Genomic DNA, 25,109 nt, shown 5'->3' on the forward strand with positions numbered 1-25,109 from the left:
TCATTTTCTTGAGTATTTTTGTCCGATGGAATGGAAAGTATTATCATCTAAGTATATCGCAAAAGATCCACCTTGGTTTACTACTAGAGTTGACAAAGTTGAACTACCGAATGGAGAAATCTTGGATAATTATTATGTGTTGGAATACCCAGATTGGGCGATTGCACTTGCTTTAACAGAAGACGATAAGTTTATTTTTGTTGAACAGTATAGACATGCTTATGGTACTGTTTCCATGGAATTATCTGCCGGTGTGATCGATGATGATGACCCAGATCCTCTATTTGCTGCGAAGAGAGAATTGTTAGAAGAAACTGGTTATGGTGGAGGTCAATGGGAATTTTTCGCAAAAACTTGTGCGAACCCTGGAACACATACTAATACTGCATTTATTTACCTTGCTAAAGGTGTAAAGAGGATTAAAGACCAAGATTTAGATCGTACCGAAGATATTAATGTTAAACTGCTCACAAAAGAGGACGTACTAGGTTTATTAGAGAAAAATGAAATTGTTCAGAGTATGCACTCAACTGCACTTTGGCAATGGTTATATATGGAAGAGAAACGTTCATAATTTTCCCACAGATTTCGCAGATTAAAATTCAAGGTCCTTTTAATATTTCTATTCTTATCTTCCCTTTGAAACTCAAGTGTTAACTGGACCTCGTGCTTCAGCGCGAGATTTCTCCAACTTTCTTAAACTGAAATTCACTCGATCTTCGATCTCGTTCTTTCCTTCTCGGACTAAAGTCCAAGCTCCATTAAATCTCAAGACTCAAGTCTCAAGTCTCAAGACTCCCGACTCCTACAACTTCTCCAAACTAGCCTTTATAATCCGAACCCGCTCCTTACCATCTGCTAACTTCTTATGCTCCATAGCCACAACTGCTTCTGGCGCATTATTGACGAACCTTTCATTGGATAATTTTTTCTCAACAGAATTTACAAAACCTTCTGCATGTGCTAAATCCTTTTCCAACTTCTCCTTTTCTGCTTCTACATCAATTTCTTGCTCAATCTCCACATAATACTTTTCAGTTCCAGATAAGAAACCAACAGATTTTTCAGGTTCCCCACTCACCCACTCTATCCCGGACAGTACTGCAAGCTTTATCAATATTTCCTTAACACCATTGACCGCTAATAAATCCTGCGCTCCTTTACTCTCTTCAACCAAAACAGATAATGGCTCATTTTTCTTAATTCCATTCTTATTCCTAATCTCACGAACTCTAGAAATAACATCTTTCGCTTTTTCCACCTTAGCAATGATCTCCTTATCATAAGATGTTGCCTTCGGCCATGATCCATTCATGCAATCTTCTCCTTCTTTTCTATCCTTCAGTTTATGCCAGATTTCTTCCGTAATAAATGGCATAAATGGATGCAACATCAAACATAAATCTTCAAAAAGATCCATTGACTTTTCATAGGTATAGCTGTCAATCGGTTTTTCATAATCTGGCTTAACCATCTCTAGATACCAAGAGCAGAAATCCGTCCATACAAAACTATACAGCGAAACCAAAGCTTCTGATAATCGATATTGATCAAAATTAGAAGCCAAATCATTTAAAATGGCTGATTTTTTTTGCTCAAACCACTCGATTGCAAGTTTATTTTCAATAGGTGTTTCTAATGAATCATCTATTTCCAGGTTTTTAAACATTCTAAGTGCATTCCATAATTTATTACAGAACTTTTTACCTTGATCGACTAATTTCTCATCAAACAGTAAATCACCACCAGCTGGGGAACTTGATAACATTCCATATCTAACACCATCTGCTCCAAACTGGGAAATAAGTTCTAGGGCATCCGGAGAATTCCCGAGCTGCTTACTCATTTTACGACGCTTCTGATCCCGAACCATCCCTGTGAAATAAACATGCTTGAATGGTCTTTCATGTTTCCATTCATATCCAGCCATTATCATTCTCGCCACCCATAAAAAGATGATATCCCATCCTGTTACTAAAACACTCGTCGGATAATAATAGTCAATTTCCTCTTTAGTACTGAATTCATCGAAAACAGACATTGGCCATAGCCAAGAAGAAAACCAGGTGTCTAAAACGTCTTCATCTTGTCTTAAATCTGAAATTTCTAATTCATGATTACCTGTTTTTGCTCGCGCTTGATAAAGTGCTTCTTCTGCTGTGGTCGCTACGAAAACTTCATCCTCATAATACCATGCTGGTATCTGATGTCCCCACCATAATTGCCTTGAAATACACCAATCTCTAATATTTTCCATCCAATGCTTGTAAACATTCTTCTGATTCTTTGGAAAGAATTCTACCTCATCCGTCATTACTGCTTCCAGTGCAGGTTCCGCCAAGGATTTCATGTCCACGTACCACTGAAGCGATAGTTTCGGCTCTACAACTGCATTCGTTCTTTCTGATCGACCTACATTATGTGCATATGGTTTAATTTCTACGAGATTTCCCGAAGATTCCAGTTCCTTTACGATTTCGGTTCGAACCTTAAATCTTGACTTTCCTACATAATGTGCTAGTCCACCATTTTCATTGATGGTTCCATCATCATTTAAAACTTCGATAACTTCTAACTCATGCCGCTTCCCTATTTCATAATCATTCACATCGTGAGCAGGAGTAACTTTTAACGCACCGGTTCCAAATTCTCTTTCTACATACTCATCGAAAATGATCGGAATAGATCTATTAACTAAAGGAACAATGGCTCTTTTCCCATGTAGGAAAGTGTATCTAGAATCATCCGGGTGAACTGCAATAGCAGAATCACCGAGAATCGTCTCTGGTCGTGTTGTTGCAATCGTTACAAAGTCCTCACTTCCTTCTATCTGGTATCTTACATGGTATATATGTGATTGCTCATCTTTATATAATACTTCTTCGTTTGATAATACCGTCTTAGCTTCTGGATCCCAATTCACCATTCTAAGACCTCTGTACAATTTCCCTTTATTATAGAGATCTACAAATACTTGCATTACTGCCTTAGAACGTTCTTCATCCATTGTGAATGCTGTCCTGTCCCAGTCACAAGAGGCACCTAGTTTCCTCAGCTGCTGAAGTATAATTCCTCCGTATTTCTCCTTCCATTCCCAAGCGTGTTCTAGAAATCCTTCTCTTGTTAAGTCAGATTTCTTTATTCCTTGCTCTCGTAACATCCTTACCACTTTTGCCTCTGTAGCAATCGAAGCGTGATCTGTTCCAGGTACCCAGCACGCATTCTTCCCATCCAACTTGGCTTTACGGATAAGAATATCCTGAATGGTGTTATTAAGCATATGCCCCATATGCAACATTCCTGTTACATTCGGTGGTGGAATAACTACTGAAAACGCTTCTCTTTCATCTGGCTCCGAATGGAAATAACCTTTCGCTTCCCAATGAGCATACCATTTGTCTTCAACTTCTACCGGACTATATTCTGTGGATAATTTCAATTGCTTATCATTTTATTTAAGAGGTCAAATGTAAGATTAATAACCTGAGATCGGGTTATAATTGCGAAGAAAAAATCTTAGAAAACGTCAATATCAAGGCACATCGATGAAGATTTAACGGGCTAAATCGAAGCGATCTAACGCAGAAAATGTTGGATTTCTGTGATTTCTATCAATCATCTCCAATAAAGACCTTAAATCTCCCTCATATTCTACACTAAATTTCCTCATTAAAGTATGATTATCATCAAATAATTACGAGTAAGGATAATTGGAATTCAGGTTAATAGTTTAGCATTTAGCTTTATAGGTTTACAGAAAATGTCCAAATCTATTTGTAGTTTGGTACAAACATTTAAAAATGAAAGCCGCCACATCTATTCTACTATTATTATTCATTATTCTAAGCAGTGTTAATTCTGAAGCACAAAATATTAGCCTTGAAGCTTTAAAAGAAATTGCAATCGTCGATCAAAAGGTAATGATGCCTATGCGAGACGGTGTGAGATTAGCTACAGACATATACCGCCCGAAGACAGATAAAAAGGTACCCATTATATTTTCCAGAACTCCATACAATTTTAATTCGTGGAGAGATGGGGAAGAATCCACGCGAGCCTATGCTCGAGCGTATGAAGCCATCAAGAAAGGATATGCATATGTTGTTCAGAATGAAAGAGGCCGGTTTTTCTCAGAGGGAGAATGGGACATATTAGGAACACCATTAACCGATGGATATGATGCTTTTTCTTGGATGAAGGATCAAGAATGGAGCAATGGCAAAATAGGAACACTCGGCTGTTCTTCTACTGCAGAATGGCAAATGGCGGTTGCAGCATTAGATCACCCTTCACACGGAGCGATGGTTCCCCAAGGTTTCGGAGCAGGAGTCGGTACAGTGGGCCGATTTTATGAACAAGGCAACTGGTATAGAGGCGGAGCGGAACAAATGTTATTCTTCGCTTGGTTATATGGTGTCCAGCACGATCCTGATGCACCTAAACTTGCACCTGGCATTGCCCAAGAAGATTTATTAAGACTACAAAAGTTTTATGACATGGCACCCGAATACCCTAAGGTGGATTGGGAGGAAAAGTTATGGCATCTTCCTGTACAAGATATCATCAAAAATGTAGATGGTCCAAAAGGAATTTTCGAAGAAATGATCACAAGAAAACCTAATGATCCGAAGTGGTTTGAAGGTGGGCTTTACCACGAAAATATGGAAATTGACATTCCTGGATATTGGTTTGTATCGTGGTATGATGTTTCGACTGCACCGAATCTCGAACTGTACAATCATGTTAGCAAAGCTCGTGATGATCAATATTTAGTCATCGCCCCTACCCTGCATTGCAGGTACACCAGAGCCACAGAAAACACAATCGTAGGTGAAAGAAGCGTAGGTGATGCAAGGCTCGATTATGATGAACTCGTGTACGGCTGGTTTGACTATTGGTTAAAAGGTGAGCAAAATGACATCCTTTCTAAGCCAAAAGTACATTACTATTTAATGGGGAAAAATGAATGGAAAACAAGCGATGTCTTTCCACCAAAAGGAACTGAATCCAAGTCTTTTTATTTAAGCAGCAACGGAAAAGCCAACAGTCTTTACGGTGACGGAATGCTCACGACTAAGCCACCAAAAACCGATACTCCAGACCAATTTGTATATGATCCATTGAATCCTGTGGTGAGTTATGGTGGAAATGTTTGTTGCACAGGAAATGCGATTCAAGGTGGAGCATTTGACCAACGACAAATGGAGACTAGAAATGATATATTGGTTTATACATCGCAGCCATTGGCTGAGGGAGTGGAAGTTTCAGGCTTTATAGAAACAACACTTTATGTTTCATCTGATGCTAAGGATACTGATTTCACGATTAAGTTAATCGATGTATATCCAGATGGAACTGCCTATAATCTTGATGAAACCATACAACGAGCAAGATATAGAGAAGGTTATGATAAGGAAGTATTTATGAAGGATGGCGAAGTGTATAAAATAGAGATGAGCCCAATGTCTACAAGTAATTATTTCGAAAAAGGGCACCAAATTAGAATAGAAATATCAAGCAGTAATTTCCCGAGATTCGTACGAAATCTAAATACTGGAGGAAATAATTATGACGAAAGTGAAGGCGTTGTAGCTAAGAATTCGATACATCATTCAACTGAATTCCCGAGTAGTATAAAACTACCTATTGTAAGAGAGAAAGGAGAATAAGGTTCTAGGACTTCAAGACTAAACGACTTCTGACTAAACGACTTCTGACTTAACGACTTAAGACTTAGGACTTCCAGACTTCTAGACTTTCGACTTAAAGACTCCAGATTTGCAGACTTCTGACTTAAGACTTAAGACTCTAGACTTAACGACTAAACGACTAAAATAAAACTTTACAATCATCGTTATAAAAGTAGAGTCGATTTTTTCTAACCACAATTAATCGTCATGAAATTACGAGCCTTACTCACATTTGCAATTTTAACTCTTATCCTTGTCAATGTTTCAATAGCACAAATTGATACCACTCGGAACCACGAAATTCGATATGGACTTGTAGGTAGTACTTTATTTAGCCCTGATTTTGATAGTAGATTATCAGCTTATCCAAGGTTTAATGATATGTCCTTAAGTTATTTACGAAGATTTAAATCTACTCCATACTTTATGAAAGCAGAACTTAGCGGTAAAGTGGGCGGTGCATTTCCTTATCTTTCAAATGATAGTATCGTAAGTAATGGTACATTTTACAACAATGCACTTTTCTTAGGAGTTGAAAGACAGACAAATTTCAAACATTTTGGATTTTTTATGGCGGCAGGTGTTAGAGGATCATTTGTTAATCTCAAAGCTGATTTTAATCTCCCAGGTGAAGTTCCAGTCTTAGATTTTCAATATAACAGAAGAGCCATAGGTGTCGCTGGTCAGCTTACTTTCCTTACTAATATCACTGATAATTTATACGTCTTCCTTACGAGTACTTTTTATATGGATTACGCAACCATAAAGGCCAATAAAACATTCGGCAATAATCCAGATTTTGATTATGATGGGTTAGATTTCAGGTTTATATTATTTGATGGATTAGGATTATCGTATAAGTTTTAGGAATCCTAACTTTCTTCTCGATTAGTAACTTTTGGTAGAGCATTGCGCACCAGCTAAAATCAGCTGGTTAGCGGACAAGGTGACAGATCTTTCTTGGAGCCCAAAATCCAAAAATAATATTCACTTCTCACCCACACTCGTTACCAGCATATAAGTGTCGCCTTGTTCATTTTATCCTTCTCATTTCATCTCGATTTTCTTATATTACTATCTATTTCGATAATCAAAATATAAGAAAATTGTTTTAATGAAAAAGACTCTACTTTTAGCCATTTTAGCTTGCTTTATTCACATCCAATTAAATGCTCAATCCATCGAACGTGTGGAACCTCCGAACTGGTGGATAGGCATGGAATACAATGAAATTGAGATTATGCTTTATGGCAAAGACTTGGCAACATTGACACCGAAATTTGATAAGAAAGGTGTAGAACTTGTTTCTCACAAATCCTTTGAAAATGAAAATTACCTCTTTGTAACGATTCGAATATCAGCGGATGCAGCTCCAGGTAGCTTAAAAATTGACCTATATAAAAATGAAAAAATAGCGCTTAGCCACGATTATCCACTCGAAGCTAGAAATCCACAACGTAAGAATATAGAAGGATTCAATGGTTCAGATGTGATGTACCTCATTACACCAGATCGATTCTCTAACGGGAATACTGACAATGACAACGTAGATGGCCTCAGAGAAAAAGCAAATAGGAACTTATTAGGAGGTAGACACGGAGGCGATATTCAAGGAATCGTGAATCATCTTGATTATATTAAAGACATGGGGTTTACGTCCATCTGGCTAAATCCACTCTTAGAAAATGATATGAAAACCTATTCCTATCATGGCTATTCTACAACAGATTATTATAAGATCGATCCGCGATATGGCTCGAATGAAGAATATCGAAATCTCTGTGATGTCGCTAGAGAAAAAGGCATTAAAATCATCATGGATATGATCGAAAACCATTGTGGACTGTTGCATTGGTGGATGGATGACTTACCTACGAAAGACTGGATTAATCAGTGGCCAGAATACACCAATACCAACCACCGTAAAACAGTGATTCTAGATCCCTATTCAACGGATGAAGACAAAAAGCAATTTACTGATGGGTGGTTCGTACCTTCTATGCCCGACCTCAATCAGCGCAATCCTTCCATGGCTACATATTTAATTCAGAATACACTCTGGTGGATAGAATACTCAGGAATATCTGGGATTAGGCAAGATACCTACCCATACCCCGACATGTATTTTATGGCGGACTGGACAAAAGCTGTTATGAAAGAATATCCTCATTTCAATATTGTTGCAGAGGAGTGGTATACAAACCCTACTGTGGTATCTTATTGGCAAAAAGGGAAAGATAATCCTAATGGTTATACCTCTGACTTAAAAAGTTTAATGGATTTTCCACTACAGCATGCAGTTGTCAAATCATTGACTGAAGAGGAAAATTGGCACTCGTCATGGAATCATGCTTATGAAATGTTGGGTCTAGATTATTTGTATGCAGATCCGATGAATATGGTTATTTTTCCTGACAATCATGATATGAGTAGAATCCACGCTCAAGTAGGAAAAGATGTTGACAAAACGAAACTTGCAATTGCCTACTTTGCAACCATGCGAGGAATTCCACAATTCTATTATGGAACAGAATATTTGATGGCAGATTCTACTGGTGATCACGGGGAGATCAGATCTGATTTTCCAGGCGGGTGGCCAGGTGAAAAACCAACATTTACAAGTGAGCAAATTGAATTCAAAAAATATATGCAGACAATTTTGAAATGGAGGAAAGACAAGGAAGTTATCCATAATGGGAAAACGCTTCACTTCGCACCAGATAATAATGATGTATATGTTTTTCTGCGGTACATAAATGATGATAGGGTCATCATATTGCTCAATAAGAATGAACAGAATGTCGAACTTGATTTCAAAAAGTATCAAAAGTATTTCCCGAAGAGTAAAGCAAAGGATATTATAAGTAAGCAAGAAATTAATCTCAATAATCCTTTACAATTAAAAGCCATGACGGCATATATACTTGAATAATTATTATCATTGAACAATTAATTCGAGTATCATCTTTGATAATAAAGTAGCGACAACATGTGGAGAAAGAAAAAAGTAAGTTCAGACACCAAGGAGCCATTAACTATTCATGCATACAGAGGTTATGCAAGCCCAACGAGCATATTTTTAAAAGGTCGAATATTAGAAGATAGAGGTATTCTAAAAACTCAAAGTCAGAGTGCTATCAGAAATTTCATCAAGAATTTCAAGCGATTTGAAACGGATGAAGTGCCTGGTGTGGAAGTGCAAATTTCTATAGAAGGAAGAGATTTTAAGCTAATAACCGATAGAGAAGGATATTTCACACTTGACGAGCATTGGGATTTTATGAATGAAAACAATGCAAGCTTGCTAGATGCAAAAATCTCAATCGCCGGAGGGATTTCTAAAGTTGCGGAAGTTTTTCATACCACTCCAGAGGCGGAATATGGTATCATCACAGATATAGATGATACGGTCCTTAAAACAAATGTTACATCCCTTTTCAAATTGAAAATGCTATATGCTACATTCTTTAAAGATGCGCATCAGAGAATGCCGATGGAAGGAATTGTTAATTTGTTCAGCAAATTCACACATGGAAGTAATCCTATCTTTTACATTTCGCACAGTCCTTGGAACATCTATGACTTACTAGTGGATTTTATGGAAATGCAAGAGTTACCGAAAGGACCAATTTTACTAAGAGACTATGGTATCAAACCCGTTGGTCATTTCTCTGATCACAAAATTAAATCAATCACAAGAATACTTAAAAACCATCCCGACTTGCCATTTATTATGCTTGGAGATACCGCAGCTGAAGATGCCGATTTATATATAAAATTGGCTCACGATTTCCCGGATCAAATTAAGGCGATCTATATTCGGCAAACTAAAAACAATAAAAATGCGCGTCGAATAAAAAGCTTAATTGAAGAACATTCAGGACATCAAACGGATGTAATTCTCAGTGAATCTTCTGAAGTTATGATGGAACATGCACTGGAAAAAGGATTAATCACTTAAAAAATGAAGGCTATTTTAGATGCTATCTAAATGTTCAGTCCTTAAAATCATAACTGAGGCTATTGACCAACGATGATTTTTTTTGAAGCTACCAATAGTTGATTTTTAAAAATTTGAACGATAATCACACTTCTACTTTTATCTCGAAGTTGAATTAAGTTTTCATCTGTATTCAAATTACCGTGTTGGATAATTCTTCCAGATGTATCGATCATTTGAAATGAATATTCACCAATTTCCTTATGGTTTTCCATATTGATTAAAACGGAGTTGCTTCTTATCAAAAATCTAATGTCTAAGTTCTCTACAAATGTTTCTTGAATATCAATAGAAGAAGTGAGACCATAGTCATACTCCATCCATTCTATTCCACCTGGTTCCAATAAGTTATTGTCAAAATCGAAAAAGGTAGCATGTTCTTGATGTGAACCTTGACCCCATTGTGTACTACAACCTGATGATACCCAAGAAGGCTCCCAATAAATAACGCCTGATCCACCAGCTACGATAATTTCCTTAGTTAAATCAATTAGCCATTGCTTCTGACTTTCGGGAGACGCAGGCCCATAATTTGGATCCGTATCAGAAATGATATTATTTGCAGAATCATTAGTTGCAGTAGTCCAGATATATCCAGTTTCTGCGATGATGACTTCTTTATTGTAATTCTGAATAAGTCCCTTAACGATTTCTCGTGTATCTTCTATACTCGTCGGTTTATGCCATGCCCAGTAGTAAGAAATCCCAATTACATCAAAGTCCGTCACTCCATTATCATGAAACTGTTCCATTAACCAAACCGAATCATCTGGACCAGCAGCATGGATCATAATTTTTATAGAAGCATCAAAGTCTCTAACTGCTTTTATTCCAGTGTTAAAAAGTGCTGCATTTCTATCCCAGTCTAGCTTCCAGCCTTCATTATCTTGGGGAGAAAGCAGAATACCTTTATTGGTCTCATTTCCGATCTGAACCATTTCTGGCAAGAGATCTTCTTTCTGAAGCTCATCTAATGTTTTATAGATATATTGATAAAGCGAATCTTGTAAAACTGGCAAGTTATCTACTACAGACAGCCATACTGCAGGCACCAATTGCTTACTCGGATCACTCCAATTGTCTGATAAATGAAAATCTAATAAGACATCCATTCCTTTGTCTCTAGCTCTTTTGATTGCTTTTTTGACATCAGGAAGGTCAGAATATCGCTTTCCCGAATTTAATTGATCATACCAGTTCGGTGTATGCCATAATCGTAACCTAACTAGATTGCTTCCATGATCTTTATAAATCTGATACACATCTTTTGCTACGCCGTCCTCTTTATAAACCACACCGCAATCTTCCATTTCATTAACGTAGGATTGATCTGCTCCGAAGTAGAAGGATTGTGTCTGACCGATTGATGGAAATATAAAGAGTAATAAAAGGGCGATTCGGATGTTCATTTCTTCTTTATTTTTATAACATATAGCACTGTTAAAAGTTTGTAGCTGATGAGCTATATGGGAGGTTTTTCTATCAACTGTTATATATCCACTATTATCTGTCACCTAAACAAACATTCAGCTTCGCAGTCCTTGCTTTCCCACAAAATCATCCCGCTGGCTTCTCGCCAAAGCAAGACAGGTCCGAGTCTAAATGTTTCTTAAAAACAGTCATACCATCATATGAAAATCGGACTAGTCACCCATTCGAAACCACAATTTTAATTTAAATATCCTCTATCAACTATTCAGACTCCAGGACTCATGACTTCCGACTTTAGACTTTAGGACTTCAGACTTCAGACTCTTCACCTCCACCTCCACATCCAGCTCTGCAATCCTTCCCTACGCACAATCTCTCGCTCGGCTTACAGATCTATATGTCCTTTATTTTTATACCCAAAGACTCCCGACTTTAGACTCCCGACTTTAGACTTTAGACTTAAGACTCCACCTCCACATCCACATCCAGCTCTGCAATCCTTACCTACCCACAATCTCTCGCTCGGCTTACAGATCTAAATGTTCCTTATTTTTATACCCAAAGACTCCTGACTTTAGACTACCGACTCCTGACTTAAGACTCCCGACTCCCTCACTCAATACCCCGGATTCTGCGTCAAACTAGGATTACCACTTATATCAGAAGACGGAATAGGAAATATATCTCTAAAAGACTCCACAGCCTTCCCTTCTTTCACACCACCTTTCCACGCCCAAGTATAATCTGTATCGCTAAACTTACCAAATCGAATCAAATCAGTTCTTCTATGGCATTCCCAATACAACTCTCTTGCTCTTTCATCTATCAAGAAATCCAATGTCAATTCATCTAAACTAATGTTAGCAGACTCTCCTTGGAATGCTCTAGTTCTTACCGCATTCACATACTGTAATGCCTCATCCATACTACCACCCGATGCACCTCTCAAGATTGATTCCGCAGCCATTAAATACACATCCGCTAATCTGAACATGATAAAATCAGTATCTGGGTGTGCCGCATCAGAACCTCTACTTCCATCTCTATTTATATTCTTAAACTTATTGATTGCATAACCATCCGTAAACAAACTAATATCATTTATTTCAAGAGACTGACCTTCAGTATAAAATAATTTCCGTCTGTCAAAATCAAGAAAATTGATCTGATATGTATAATCTGGCTTGTCAATGAATAAGATTATTTCATAATTACCACCCTTCTCGATGATTATATTTCCACCATCTTGTGTTAAAATTCCATCTCCTAAATCATCACCTAAATTTACCGCGAAATCATCATTTGCTCTAAATTTAAATTCGCCAGCATTCAATGTTAATGTTGCTTTCAATCCACCAAGCTCCTCATCCCATTCCATATTAATGTCATCTCCATCCCAACCTGCCGAAGTCGCATCCCCTAAAATACCAAAATCTCGTCTTTCTAGTCTGTACGTTTTGTCATTCATGTTCACATTGAAATAATATAAACCAGCTTCTCCTGCGATAATATCAGCACCATTCTGCTCTAAGATTCCGTCCCCTTCATTATCTCCAAACTTTAAAGCTAGTGACGGAATGGTTGTGAAAACAAATTGCGTACCTGCCTCTGGGAAATATTTATATCCTTCGAAAACATTATCCGATGCCACTGATGCCAATGAATTATCAGTATCAGAAGCGTCAAAATCATTAAATGATCCTGGTACATAAACTTTAGGATAGCTTTTAGTTTTTCCTTCATTAGGAGAAACTAATACTTTATCTGCATCCGGAAATTTTTGAACGAATTCTTTAGTTGTTCTCACGCCTCCCCAGCCGCCAGAAACTCCTGAATCTTCTGGATTCATACTTCCACCTATTCCAGCACTGACAATAAAGGTCGTTCCACCCCAAGTTCTTGTATGAATTCCATCATAGGTAATAGGGAAAATAATTCCTTTTGAAAGGTGATTATCAGCTAAGAATAAATATTCGTACTCTGGTTCCAATTCGTATCCGGCATTTAATATCTTCTTACAATATTCCAGACATTCCGTATATTTTCCTGTACCTGTATAAACTTCCGCATTTAGATACAACTTAGCCATCAACATCCACACTGCACCTTGATCAGCTCTTCCATAAGGATTTGTTCTTACAGGAGCAATTTTAGTTTCGATATCTTTCAATTCAGACTCAATAAACGCAAACAAGTCTGCTCCCTTAATTTGATCTGGGAAGAAAGAACCAACAATATCTTCCTCTGTTACAAAAGGTACATTTCTAAATAAGTCTAGTGCATGTGTGTAACTTAATGCTCTTAGAAATCTTGCTTCAGCTCTAAAACCTTGGATATCCGCTTTCAATCCAGCATCTACACCTCTAGATGATAATTTTTCGTCCGTAGTTTCTCTTAAGTATTCATTTGCCAATGCAATTTGGTAGAATATTCTTGAATAGTGGGCAAATGTAAAACCATCTGCAGAAGTCCAATCTTGATCATGATAATCACCGATTGTCTGATCATTCCATCCAATAAGTGCTTCATCAGTTGTCAATTCTTGATGGTACCAATATCCTCTCAAATATTGACCGAAACCTTCATCTATTCCTTCTATATCCGCCTGTCCTGCTGGACCTTGTTGACCTGAAACTGCTAGACCTGCATATAATTTAGCCAGTACTTGCAAGTATGAATTTGGATCATCGAAAACCACTGCCGCAGTTACAACATCTTCATCTAGAGGGACTGTATTTAAATCTTTAAAACAGCTGACACTCATTAGAATTACAAATGCACAGCTTAATATTTTGATATATTTCATTGTCTGTTTTTTAAAAATTAGCACTAACTCCTATTAAAATGGTTCTCGGTCTTGGATAAACACTATTGTCTATTCCATTTCCTATTTCTGGATCCAATCCTTCATATTTAGTTACGACTAAAGGATTCTGTATGGTTGCGTAAAGCCTCACATTATGTCCTAACAACTCAGAAAAGTTGTATCCTGCAGTAATATGATCCAATCTAAAAAATGAAGCATCTACCACGTAATGATCACTGAAGGTTACATTCGACTGACTAACAATATTATTATCAATTGCCGCTTGGTGAATATTCCATATCGTATTATTAGAGTTATATAAACGATCATAATACCCCATATCCGTCGCCACATTATTATATACATAATTGCCAATGTTAGCTCTTCCTGCAAATGAGAAATCAAAGTCTCCAATGCTCAAATTACTTGTCAGTCCGATAGAGTAATCAGGTGTAGGGTTCTTGAATCGGTACTTGTCTTGTTCATTGACCATTCCGTCATTATTTCTATCTACAAATTCGCCTTCTATTATATTCCCTCCTTCATCATATTTCTGTTCAAATACATAAAAAGAACTTGGCGCAAAACCTACACTATGAATCTGAATATTAGAACCTACACCACCAGAAATTCCTCCTGTTAAAATACCTATGTAAGATGGATCTTCAGTTGCGGTCAACTTGGTAATTTCATTTCGATTTAAAGCTAAATTAGCCGATAAATCCCATGTGATATTTTTGGTTAAAACAGGAGTTGTGTTCAATGCAAATTCAATTCCTCTATTTTGCATGTTTCCTACATTCGTTGTGATAAAATTCGTAAGATTGGTTCCTGCTGGAACTGGAATTCTATTCAATAAATCTTTAGTATCTCGTTGGTATACATCTACACTACCAGAAACTCTATCTCTGATAATCGAATAATCTATTCCAATATTATAAGTCGTTGTCTCTTCCCATCTAATATTGCCATCATAACCATTAGGTCTTAATGTACTAATAAATTCATTTCCAAACTGATAAGCTGCATTGCTCAGACCAGTTTGGTATCTTGCTAGGTAAGCATAATAATCACCAATTTCTTGTTGACCAGTTACACCCCAGCCTAGTCGTAGTTTAACATTATTAAACTTATTATTATCATTATCTATCACCTTTACCGCTAAAGCGGCAGCAGGAAAGATCCCCCATCTATTCTCAGGAGCGAATCTAGATGTTCCGTCTCTTCTGAGTGTTCCTGTTAATAATATGCGATCGTTATAATTATAATTAACTCGACCAAATAGTGATAATAAAAAGAATTCCGCTGGATCACTTCCAGTTTGGGTTTCAGAAGGCGTTCCTGCTACGTTAGAACTTGTAAAGGTATTGTTCACAAAAAAGTGTTGCCATGAGTAACCACCTAAAACATCAAAAGTGTTCTTCCCGAAAGTTTCCTTGTAATTCAAATAAAACTCAAGTAATGAATTTTCTTTTGTTTGCTCATATATATTATCTACTCCACCACCATTAATTGCATTGAAAGCAAAAGCTGCTGTTGTTGGAATTTTTACCGAACCAGAACCATTTGAAAAATCATAACCTACATTTAAATTTGCTCTCAAAGCTGGAAAGAAAGGTAGTCTGTAATCTGCACTTGCATTCGCAATATATCTTTTCACTGTTGATCGATCATCTCTCAGTTCAAGTAACGCAACTGGATTCGTCGGTGCAATTGGATTAGGACTGCCATTCACATTAGTCCATGTTGTAAAACCGCCATATGGACTATCAGGATCTCTTGGCGATCTCGTTGGATCAAATCCAAGTGCTGCTCCAATAGCTCCTCTATCAGCAAAATCATTTTGAGTTAACATCCCTTTAAAATGCAACTTCAGCTGTAAAGAATTGTTGAGGAGTCCAGGTGATAAATTGATCCCTGCTGTATATCTATTAAAATTATCTGTCTTTAGAATCCCTTGCATGTCGGTATAACCAATAGAAACTCTATACGGTACAACTCCGATGCCTCCCGAGGCACTAAGATTGTGATCTGTACCAATAGCTTGCCGGTAAATTTCGCTTTGCCAATCTGTACTAGCATCACCTAATAATCCAAGTGCAGGATGATCTGGTGTAGTTGGATCGCCATCATCATATCTTTCCTGAACTATAGATCGATACTCATCTGCGTTCAAAACGTCTACCCGATTAGAAGTATTACCAATTGAAATATTTCCATTATACCCCACTCTTATTTTCTTTCCTAATTCACCTTGTTTGGTCGTAATAATAATTACACCTCCTGCTGCTCTATTTCCATAAATGGCTGCTGCTGATGCATCTTTTAATACTGTCATGGATTCGATGTCATTCGGATTAATCACATTTAATGGATTTCGATTTCCTGAAACCCCTCCATTATCTAATGGAATACCATCTATAACAATTAGCGGATCGTTAGAAGCAGACAGAGAAGATTCTCCTCTTATTCGAATTTTAGAACCTCCGCCAGGTGATCCGTCAGTTGTAATTGCGACACCGGCAACTTTCCCTGAAAGCAATTGCTGAGGCCCAGTTATGGCACCTTTGTTAAAATCTTTCGAAGTCACAGATTGAATAGATCCTGTAGCATCTTCTCTCTTCACAGTTCCATATCCTACCACAACCACTTCATCCAGTAATTCCCCAAACGAAAGTAAAATCGTTCCCATTTCAGAACTAGTTATTACAACTTCTTTATCCGAATAACCAGTATAACTAATTATAACAGCTGATTCATTTTCAGGAACATCTAATGCAAATTTCCCATCAAAATCAGTTGTCGTACCTATTCCTTGATCCGATTTCGCGATTATAGTTGCGCCTATCAAAGGATCATTACTTTGCTCATCTAAGACGATTCCACTGATTAGTTTTTGACTAATCGCAGGTGAAATCACCCAAAGCCCTAACATTAGTGTAGTTACGACGTTAAGCAAATTAAATTTAGTGAAGTTCATTGAAATTAATTTAATGTTTTTTTAATCAATCTAACGCGAAAATAAAAAACTTTTCCGTACTTTGTGTCAAATTGACATTAAGAACTTAAAAATTAAAAAATTTAAACAAAGAATATTATGAAATTACGTTTACTAATGGGCGCTATTTTGTGTGCTTTTTTCTTTACTGCTAATAGCCAGACAATTGGAATTATTGGTAGTGCCACACCTGGTGGCTGGGATGTAGATACCAATATGGTAAAACACCCAGATAGTGCACATTTATGGACAATGGACATCACATTAATTGATGGTGCTGTGAAATTCAGAAAAGACGATACATGGGATACGAACTGGGGCTCTTCTGATTTCCCTACTGGAATTGGAACTCAGGGAGGAGATGACATTCCTGTCTTCGCAGGAACTTATCACATCACATTTGACACGTTATCGGGTGCATACTCATTCGAAGTAGAATCTGTAATAGGTTTAATAGGTGACGCAACAGCTAATGGCTGGGAATCTGATATCAACATGTATGAAGATACTAATGGTGTATTCTTTGTAAAAGCAGACCTGACGGAAGGGAAAGCAAAATTCAGATTAAACGATGACTGGGCAGTTGCATGGGGAGGAGATGATTTCCCTATGGGTACAGCTAGCAAAACTGGAGGTGATATTCCTGTAACTAAAGCAGGTACTTATAATATAACTTTTGATACTTTATCGGGTGCTTACAATTTCGAAGAGTTAGTTACATACTCTTCTATAGGTATTCTTGGTGATGCTACTGGCGGTGGCTGGGATTCAGCTACTTACTTAGTACAAAGTGCAAGTGATCCTAATCTATGGGAAGGTAATATCGAATTAACTGAAGGAGAAATCAAGTTTAGAGCAAATGATGACTGGGATGTCACTTGGGGATCAGGGACTTTTCCAATGGACACAGCAGTAATGCCTGGTGACAATATTGCGGTAATTCCAGGAAGATACTTGGTAACTTTTAATACCGAATCGGGAGTTTATAATTTCTTAGAAGTGATCTATTATGAAACAATTGGTTTAATCGGAAGTGCTGCTGACGGATGGGAAGAAGATAGAGATATGACAAGAAGTGAAACGGACTCTGCACAATGGACGCTAAGAACTGAGTTACTAAATGGTGAAGCTAAATTTAGAGCAGATAATGATTGGATAGACAGTTGGGGAGGTGGAGATTTTCCTTCTGGAATAGCTGGATACAATGCAACAAGTGCAAATATTCCAGTTACAGAAGGTGAATACATAATCAATTTTAATACAACCACTAGAACATACGAATTCATTGAACTAGTAATTTATGATACAATTGGTATCGTAGGTAGTGCCAATGGAATAGATGATGGTAATAGCGGATGGGATAGCGACATCTTTTTGAATAAAGATGCAGTAGATGAGCAATTATGGACTTTATCTCCTGTTGACTTAGTAGAAGGAGAGTGTAAATTCAGAGTTAATGCTGACTGGGCCATTAACTGGGGAGCAGCTGATTTCCCTTCTGGTGTTGGCGTTCAAGATGGAGACAATATTCCTGTACCTGCTGGTACATACTTTGTATCTTTTAGATCTGATGAAGCTTCTTATAGTTTCCAACCACCATCTTCAGTTCATTCTGAATCATTATTAAATGAGGTGAAAATTTACCCGAATCCTACAGATAACTTTATTAATATCGATATGGATTCTGAGTTAATTACTGGAAATGTAAATATTGAAATCATCGATGTGACAGGTAAGAAAGTAATTTCTAAAGTGAGTGCTGCTCAGAAGAGCGTAAGAATTGATGTTTCGACATTGGTACCTGGTACTTACTTTGTGAAAATGTACAACAAGACATTCTTGGTAGCTAAGCCTATCAGTGTGAAGTAAATGTTTTTAAATCAACTCTAATAAGTTTAAAAGAGGCTGCTTAGCAATTAGGCAGTCTCTTTTTTTTTTGTGATCAATGTTGCTAGGTGATAGAGAAACCAGATGGTCCCACATCCAGCAGCCTGTCCGATTATCATCGGGAGGCTATCAGTGCTACTTGGGTTCTAAATTATACTTCCCCAACAACTTCTTATCTCACTTAAACTCCAACTCGCATTCAGCTTCGTAGTCCTTGCTTTACAAATTACCCGCCCGCTGGCTTACGAGTCTAAATGTTACAGATGCTAGAGAGCAATCTGATGATCTCACATCCAGTAGCTTGTCCAATTACCAGCGGAAGGCTATCAATGTTGATAGGTGTCGCAATAAACAATTCCTAAAATTCAGACACATTCTAAATACTTCACATCTCATCTTCCCACAAGAGCTAGGCTAGAAGTGTCGCATTAACAAATAATAATTTGACGATCTGACAGCAACTTTAAGCGATGTTAGATCTCTACCGACATCATTGATGCCATCACAGAAAACAATAAGATTAAATGCTTATTTCACCACAAAACTTCCGCATTCTATACCTTGATCAGTATACACTTTCAGAAAATATATTCCAGGCAGAAATCCTTCATTTACAATCATTCCTGACTTCCCATGCTCTACCCTTACCAGTCGACCTAAATGATCATACACTTCAACATTATCGACCTTTTTTCCATTTGTGAAATACAAACGCTGTCCAACGCGAATAGGGTTAGGAAAAACAGTAATCCCAGATATCACATCACTTTCCGAAACGCTCGTACTAAATCCATTCGGAGGAGTAATTCTTTCTGATGTGTAAATTCTATATTCTCCGCTTAACAATTCCACTCTATCCTCTACATTTTCAACAATCAATGAATCTCCCGTGAAGTATTCATACCATACGCCAGTATATTGAAACTTAGGAATAAAGTCCTGTTCTCTATCTCTAAAATTGGCCATCACCAAAGCGTCCATAGCATCATGATTAAAATGAATGGTTTTCAAATACTGATTCGCATCATTAAAGGTAAAATCACTCGTACTAAATGTAGGATAATTTGTTTTTAAATGGATCAGATCACTCACCACATCATTTAATTCTGCCCTATCTTCTTCTTCTAAATACTCCCAAACCACTGGCTTAGGATCCAATCTACAATCTCCTATCGTACCATTCGTACACCAATTGATCGAATAATCAAAGCCAAGTTCTCCAAATTCCCAAAGCATTTTAGGACCTGGAACCATATAGAATATAGATGACGCTGTTTCTATTCTCTCTAATGCCCTTTCTAATGAAAAACCACGATCAAGCAATCTAACCATCAACCTTTCTTCATCATGACTTTCCATATATCCAACTGCATGCGGACTATCCCAACCTCTTACAGTATAATCCAACCATTCCAAATCAGACTTATTCTCAAGGGCTGCCTCAATAAACTCATGATTCATATTTCCCCATAACATCATCCCATAATTCGCTAACTCCAATTCCTCTTCATTGTATGCGAAATGCTCTAGAATGACATAAGCGTCTTCATTTACACTCCATACATAATCTGCATAATCTTTCAATATATTGATTCTACCAGGATCATACTGCGCCATTAAATCAGCATTCTCTCCTGAATTTAATTGAGTGAATCCTTTTGTCAAATCAAATCTAAATCCATCTATATGAAATTCCTCCATCCAATATCCCAACGTCTGCTTCACCCAGGTCTTCGTGGCTAAACTTTCATGATTAACATCATATCCAACATTGAAAGGATGCTTAGGAATCACATTCAGCCAAGGATTATCTGCCGACGGTCTAAAATTTGTCGGATCCCAATACAATTGTGCTAAAGGACTTTGACTAAAAACATGATTATACACAACATCTAAAATGACAGAAATGCCACGCTCATGAGCTGCATTGACAAATTCCTTAAACTGCTTCCTACTTCCATAATACTTATCAAGCGCCATATGGAACGATACATTATATCCCCAACTTTGATTCGCTTCGAATTCTGTAATTGGCATTAATTCTATTGCATTAACCCCTAACTTTTCAAAATAATCTAACGTATCAATTAACGATTTAAAATTTCGATCATCTAAGAAATCACGCATAAGCATTTCATAGATCACTAAATTCGTCTGCTCAGGTTGCTCATAATCATCAGTATTTGTCCATTCGAAGGCATCTTTTTCATAATCAAATGCTGTCACAATTCCTTCTGTCTGCCCTTCTGGATAATCAGGTAACTCCGCCATAACATCAGCTGGCACGCCTCCATCGTGATTTGGATCTAAGACCACTGTAGAATAAGGATCCGGAATCCGAATACTTCCATCCACTAAATACTGATACATCGTCTGCCCTTCTACAAATTCACTCTTATTTAATAAAATCCAGAATGTTGCTTCATCAACACTTTTGTTCAGTTGATATGACAAATTTGCATCAAAATTGTTATCTGGAGTTAACAAAAATACATACTCCTTCCCTGGTGCGTACAGCTGAAACAAATAGGTGGAATCTGTTGGATAGGAAAAACCAAGTGGCGCCTCAAATGGCAAATCAACCAAACTCGCTTCCTCTTCTAGAACAATAAAATTGCGCTTAATTTCTATGGTATCGTCTGCATTACTTGCTGTATAAACTAACTTATGAAGACCGATAGCAGGTTCGTGGATATAAAATTGATCCGTCATCGTAGAATCGCCAAAAACCAGTGTTTCATTATCCGTAACAGTCACCCATGCGGAATCATTCAACACAAATTCGATGGCTACACTATCATTCGGAAAGTAAATATTGCCATTCGAATTAGGAGAAACTACCGTTAACAACAACCCCGTTTCTGGTGGATAAACTGGTGCGTATATATCTTTTCCACCTTCATCTCGACCAGTAACACTGCCATCTGTACTTCTGAAAACGAATGACAGCGACTCTACCGTGACATCATCCGAAATCCCATAAAATGTTTCAATATTATAAGCAATAGAATAAATATCATTGCCCTCAGGCGTCATCTTCGTTTTCGGGAATGCAACTCCCCACTCACCCTGAACGTTCTTCCAATCAGTCGGTCCACTACTCTGATTCGTAATCACACCCGTATGTGCGTATACGTCTCCAGTAAATCCCTCGAGTCCACCATCACCAAGTTTCGCATCGAAATAAACCGTAATGTCATCAAATTGTGATGGAAAAGCAGGTTCTGTTCTTACAACTTGCCCGTTAGCGTAAAAGCTAATTAGCAAAAAAAATAGTATTAATTTTTTCATGTTTATATTTCGAATTTTAAACCATCAGAGCTTTTCTTTTCAAAACTATGCTCATCAAATTTATACAACTTGGCTGGACGATGACTTACTTCTTGCTGACGTTCTTCTAGGTCTATTAAGATATTCAACGATCGTAATTTTCTTCTGAAATTTCGCTTATCTAATTCTATTCCAAGCACGACCTCATAAAGTGTCTGCAATTGTTTTAAGCTAAATTTTTTCGGGAGTAATTCGAAGCCGATCGGCTTCTCTCTTAAGCTTTTCCTCAATTGATAAAGACAATTGTCTAAGATTTCTTTATGATCAAATGCCATCTCCGTAATCTCGTCTACTGAAACCCACTTCAGGTGTTTGTCTGCTGAATCGGTCAGCTTAGTAAGGCTAATAGGGACTAGCGAATAGAAAGCAATCGTTATCACTCTTCCAAATGGATGCCGATCAGGTTTACTAAAGCTTTTTACTTCTTCTAGAAAGATATCCTCATTCCCTGTGCAATATTTTAAAATCCTTTTGGCAGCGCTATCAGCATCTTCATCTTGAGTAATAAAATCACCTAATAATGAAATCATGCCCATGAATGGGTCCATATTACATTCGATCGTAAGCACTTTAAGATCGTCATTATCATATCCGAAAATCACGCAATCAACCGTAAAAGCCAACTTGAGATCTTCATCTATTGGAGAAAGTGCCAGTACAATGTTATCACTTCTAGTCATAGGATTGTATATTTGAGTTTTCAACTAACATTTCAGCTAGAAATTTAGCTAAAAACCGAAGATAGTGTTAAATTAACACATTATGAAATTTGAGTATTGGGTTATTGCAAAAACGAAGGAAAAGTACTTTATTTCAGCTGAGGCAGAATTCCTTAAACGCATCAAGCGATATACTAAATTGACCTACAAAGTATTTAACGATGTGAAAGGACACGGAAATGATCCAGCCGTTATTAAAACGAAGGAAGCAGAAATGATTCTTAGTCAATTAGACCCACAAGACTATCTGATCTTATTAGACGAAAGAGGCAAACAGTACACCTCCGTTGAATTTTCTGAAAAAATTAATAGATTTCATATAAGCTCTTATAAAAGGGTCATCTTTCTGACTGGAGGGGCATATGGTTTTCATCAGTCTGTATATGATCAGTCTAAGGAAATGCTCTCTCTTTCGAAAATGACATTTTCCCATCAGATGATTAGGACGTTTTTCTTAGAGCAAATGTACAGAGCTTTTACCATTCTAAATGGAGAAAAATACCATAACGAGTAGCAGTACTATTACATTCCTAAGCATCCGACTGAACTGTTTTTCATCTAAATGGTTCTAATATTGCACCAAATTTATACCTTGCAGCATGGAAGGAATTCAATTCAATTTAACATTAGCCATTTTAGTTTTAACAGGCTTAATTTCCTTTAGAGGATTTTCAAACAGAGCTTTTTTCGATAAGTTTAAACACTTACCTGTTGCGGAAGCTGGGAATAAGGAATATTACAGATTACTTACTTCAGGTTTCCTTCATGGTGATTGGATGCATTTGATTTTTAATGGTTACGTCTTATTGATGTTCGGAGCGATAGTAGAAGATTATTTTGTACGCCAATTTGGAGTAGTTCCGGGAAGAGTCATGTATCTATTAATGTATATTACGTGTATTGTAGCTGCTAATATACCTTCCTTCCTTAAACATAAAAACAACCCAGCCTATAGTGCAATTGGTGCTTCAGGTGCCGTATCCGGAGTGATTTTCATCAGTATATTGATAAGCCCAATGTCTGGTATTGGTATCATCTTCATCCCGATTTATATTCCAGCATTTATCTTTGGAGTATTATATCTAGTTTATTCATCTTGGGCAGCTAAGAAACAAGATACTAGAATAGGTCATGATGCACACTTTTATGGAGCACTATATGGGATGATATTCATCATACTGTTTAACCCGTCCATAATAGCACGATTCTTTAATCAGATTGCTAATGGCTTCTAGTCTAAACCTATTTTAGACTAGCCATTATCAGACTTACTTGATTGCCATTTAGAGTAAATTCAACTTCAGATGTTATTCAAACGTATACTCTTTTTTCGATAATCCAGCAAAGACTCCTAGTCCATTTTCTATATTTGTATACACGGAAACTGGTTCTGAAAAAAGCCCAAAATCACCTGAATCATAGTAAGCATTTAAGGATGTCGTATACTTAAATGAATCTTCAGAATGAGTTGTAAAATTCAATCGAAGAACTTCTCTAACCTCATCTTCAAAACCTGGTGAACTATCTGAATGACTGAGTATAAATCTTATTTTAATGGTTTTACTTTGACCATCAAATGTTTCATCACTGATTACGTAATCTCCCTCATAACCTATCGTACTTATACTCGGATCTAATTGCGTAGAAGCTTGATATATGTAAATTTTATTCTCATAAAAACTAGTATCGCCTGGTTCATAAACAAAAGTATCTAAACCTGAAGAAACGGTAGAAAGATTGATCGTATAGTAATCTTTGCCTGGCTGATCATCTATTACAAATGAAATTTCACTTGCGGTAGACATATCCAGCGGGTCAGTTCCTACGTCATATTTAAACTTCAGGTCACGAATACTTCTATCTTCTGGGAGTATCGTGGATGCTGATGCATCTGCATAAGGCGTATGACTAACAACTACTTCATATTCTCCTCGCTCTGTGATAGGAGTATCGAAGAAATGGTAATAACGTCCATCTTGTCCTTGCTCTAGCTTAGCAATCTCATTGCCTTGATACAATAATTGCACATCCGCATTATCTAGAAACTTGATCTCATCAGTTGGTGTTAAAACAGACTCGTTTTCTGAGATAAATGCAACGATAGAATCCGTATTGGCTTCCACGAAAGATTGAACCACCAGTTGTTTTTCAAATTGCGTATCATCTATTTCTAGATCTTTAATAAGCAGATTTTCGCAGGAACTTAGCACAAACATTGACAATAAAAAAAATAGTATATCTCTCATAA

The 25,109-nt window shown here is 37.2% G+C and carries 15 protein-coding genes; 8 read left to right on the forward strand and 7 right to left on the reverse strand.

Going from position 1 to position 25,109, the window contains the following annotated elements; genetic code table 11:
- Positions 1–25: 25 nt before the first annotated feature.
- Positions 26–574, forward strand: a complete 549-nt coding sequence (locus L2586_RS08435) for an NUDIX hydrolase (protein WP_235292433.1) — start codon at positions 26–28, stop codon at positions 572–574.
- Between the two features lie 231 nt (positions 575–805).
- On the opposite strand, the gene L2586_RS08440 is transcribed toward L2586_RS08435, so the two are convergent.
- The gene (locus tag L2586_RS08440) at positions 806–3,439 is read right to left on the reverse strand and encodes a valine--tRNA ligase (protein WP_235292434.1); all 2,634 of its coding nucleotides are present in this window, start codon (positions 3,437–3,439) and stop codon (positions 806–808) included.
- A 361-nt stretch (positions 3,440–3,800) separates the two neighbouring features.
- Between L2586_RS08440 and L2586_RS08445 the strand changes: the two genes are divergently transcribed.
- The 4 genes from L2586_RS08445 to L2586_RS08460 all read left to right on the forward strand — a co-directional run bounded on the left by L2586_RS08445 (position 3,801) and on the right by L2586_RS08460 (position 9,651).
- Positions 3,801–5,669, forward strand: a complete 1,869-nt coding sequence (locus L2586_RS08445) for a CocE/NonD family hydrolase (protein ID WP_235292435.1) — start codon at positions 3,801–3,803, stop codon at positions 5,667–5,669.
- A 228-nt stretch (positions 5,670–5,897) separates the two neighbouring features.
- A complete protein-coding gene (locus L2586_RS08450; protein ID WP_235292436.1) occupies positions 5,898–6,557 on the forward strand; it encodes a hypothetical protein in 660 nt (219 codons plus the stop codon).
- A gap of 247 nt (positions 6,558–6,804) precedes the next feature.
- Entirely contained in the window at positions 6,805–8,622 is a 1,818-nt protein-coding gene (locus L2586_RS08455; protein WP_235292437.1) for a glycoside hydrolase family 13 protein, read from the forward strand.
- Between the two features lie 57 nt (positions 8,623–8,679).
- Positions 8,680–9,651, forward strand: coding sequence for an App1 family protein (locus tag L2586_RS08460; RefSeq protein ID WP_235292438.1), 972 nt, complete (start codon positions 8,680–8,682; stop codon positions 9,649–9,651).
- A 59-nt stretch (positions 9,652–9,710) separates the two neighbouring features.
- On the opposite strand, the gene L2586_RS08465 is transcribed toward L2586_RS08460, so the two are convergent.
- The 3 genes from L2586_RS08465 to L2586_RS08475 all read right to left on the reverse strand — a co-directional run bounded on the left by L2586_RS08465 (position 9,711) and on the right by L2586_RS08475 (position 16,907).
- Complete coding sequence (locus tag L2586_RS08465) at positions 9,711–11,099, reverse strand: glycoside hydrolase family 53 protein (protein WP_235292439.1); 1,389 nt, start codon at positions 11,097–11,099, stop codon at positions 9,711–9,713.
- 638 nt (positions 11,100–11,737) lie between these two features.
- The gene (locus L2586_RS08470) at positions 11,738–13,927 is read right to left on the reverse strand and encodes a RagB/SusD family nutrient uptake outer membrane protein (RefSeq protein WP_235292440.1); all 2,190 of its coding nucleotides are present in this window, start codon (positions 13,925–13,927) and stop codon (positions 11,738–11,740) included.
- Positions 13,928–13,937: 10 nt separating this feature from the next.
- Positions 13,938–16,907: a SusC/RagA family TonB-linked outer membrane protein gene (locus tag L2586_RS08475; RefSeq protein WP_235292441.1), complete on the reverse strand. Its 2,970-nt coding sequence runs from the start codon at positions 16,905–16,907 to the stop codon at positions 13,938–13,940.
- 117 nt (positions 16,908–17,024) lie between these two features.
- Between L2586_RS08475 and L2586_RS08480 the strand changes: the two genes are divergently transcribed.
- The gene (locus L2586_RS08480; RefSeq protein ID WP_235292442.1) at positions 17,025–18,794 is read left to right on the forward strand and encodes a SusF/SusE family outer membrane protein; all 1,770 of its coding nucleotides are present in this window, start codon (positions 17,025–17,027) and stop codon (positions 18,792–18,794) included.
- Between the two features lie 546 nt (positions 18,795–19,340).
- On the opposite strand, the gene L2586_RS08485 is transcribed toward L2586_RS08480, so the two are convergent.
- On the reverse strand, positions 19,341–22,103 hold the full coding sequence (locus tag L2586_RS08485; protein ID WP_235292443.1) for an alpha-amylase family glycosyl hydrolase: 2,763 nt from the start codon (positions 22,101–22,103) through the stop codon (positions 19,341–19,343).
- Between the two features lie 2 nt (positions 22,104–22,105).
- Positions 22,106–22,822: an NUDIX hydrolase gene (locus L2586_RS08490; RefSeq protein WP_235292444.1), complete on the reverse strand. Its 717-nt coding sequence runs from the start codon at positions 22,820–22,822 to the stop codon at positions 22,106–22,108.
- Between the two features lie 82 nt (positions 22,823–22,904).
- Here L2586_RS08490 and L2586_RS08495 point away from each other — a divergent pair, with 82 nt between their 5' ends.
- Positions 22,905–23,375, forward strand: coding sequence for a 23S rRNA (pseudouridine(1915)-N(3))-methyltransferase RlmH (locus L2586_RS08495; RefSeq protein WP_235292445.1), 471 nt, complete (start codon positions 22,905–22,907; stop codon positions 23,373–23,375).
- Positions 23,376–23,460: 85 nt separating this feature from the next.
- The gene (locus tag L2586_RS08500) at positions 23,461–24,096 is read left to right on the forward strand and encodes a rhomboid family intramembrane serine protease (RefSeq protein ID WP_235292446.1); all 636 of its coding nucleotides are present in this window, start codon (positions 23,461–23,463) and stop codon (positions 24,094–24,096) included.
- Positions 24,097–24,168: 72 nt separating this feature from the next.
- Here L2586_RS08500 and L2586_RS08505 read toward each other — a convergent pair whose 3' ends face one another.
- Positions 24,169–25,107: a DUF4249 domain-containing protein gene (locus L2586_RS08505; protein ID WP_235292447.1), complete on the reverse strand. Its 939-nt coding sequence runs from the start codon at positions 25,105–25,107 to the stop codon at positions 24,169–24,171.
- Positions 25,108–25,109: the final 2 nt, after the last annotated feature.

It is taken from the genome of Portibacter lacus (genome assembly GCF_021533215.1).
Lineage (GTDB): Bacteria > Bacteroidota > Bacteroidia > Chitinophagales > Saprospiraceae > Portibacter > Portibacter lacus.

Coding starts and splice junctions, on each gene's coding strand:
- L2586_RS08495 (WP_235292445.1), top strand. CDS start 22,905: ATGAAATTTGAGTATTGGGTTATTGCAAAAACGAAGGAAAAGTACTTT.
- L2586_RS08470 (WP_235292440.1), bottom strand. CDS start 13,927: ATGAAATATATCAAAATATTAAGCTGTGCATTTGTAATTCTAATGAGT.
- L2586_RS08460 (WP_235292438.1), top strand. CDS start 8,680: ATGTGGAGAAAGAAAAAAGTAAGTTCAGACACCAAGGAGCCATTAACT.
- L2586_RS08465 (WP_235292439.1), bottom strand. CDS start 11,099: ATGAACATCCGAATCGCCCTTTTATTACTCTTTATATTTCCATCAATC.
- L2586_RS08500 (WP_235292446.1), top strand. CDS start 23,461: ATGGAAGGAATTCAATTCAATTTAACATTAGCCATTTTAGTTTTAACA.
- L2586_RS08505 (WP_235292447.1), bottom strand. CDS start 25,107: ATGAGAGATATACTATTTTTTTTATTGTCAATGTTTGTGCTAAGTTCC.
- L2586_RS08455 (WP_235292437.1), top strand. CDS start 6,805: ATGAAAAAGACTCTACTTTTAGCCATTTTAGCTTGCTTTATTCACATC.
- L2586_RS08485 (WP_235292443.1), bottom strand. CDS start 22,103: ATGAAAAAATTAATACTATTTTTTTTGCTAATTAGCTTTTACGCTAAC.
- L2586_RS08490 (WP_235292444.1), bottom strand. CDS start 22,822: ATGACTAGAAGTGATAACATTGTACTGGCACTTTCTCCAATAGATGAA.
- L2586_RS08435 (WP_235292433.1), top strand. CDS start 26: ATGGAATGGAAAGTATTATCATCTAAGTATATCGCAAAAGATCCACCT.
- L2586_RS08450 (WP_235292436.1), top strand. CDS start 5,898: ATGAAATTACGAGCCTTACTCACATTTGCAATTTTAACTCTTATCCTT.
- L2586_RS08445 (WP_235292435.1), top strand. CDS start 3,801: ATGAAAGCCGCCACATCTATTCTACTATTATTATTCATTATTCTAAGC.
- L2586_RS08480 (WP_235292442.1), top strand. CDS start 17,025: ATGAAATTACGTTTACTAATGGGCGCTATTTTGTGTGCTTTTTTCTTT.
- L2586_RS08475 (WP_235292441.1), bottom strand. CDS start 16,907: ATGAACTTCACTAAATTTAATTTGCTTAACGTCGTAACTACACTAATG.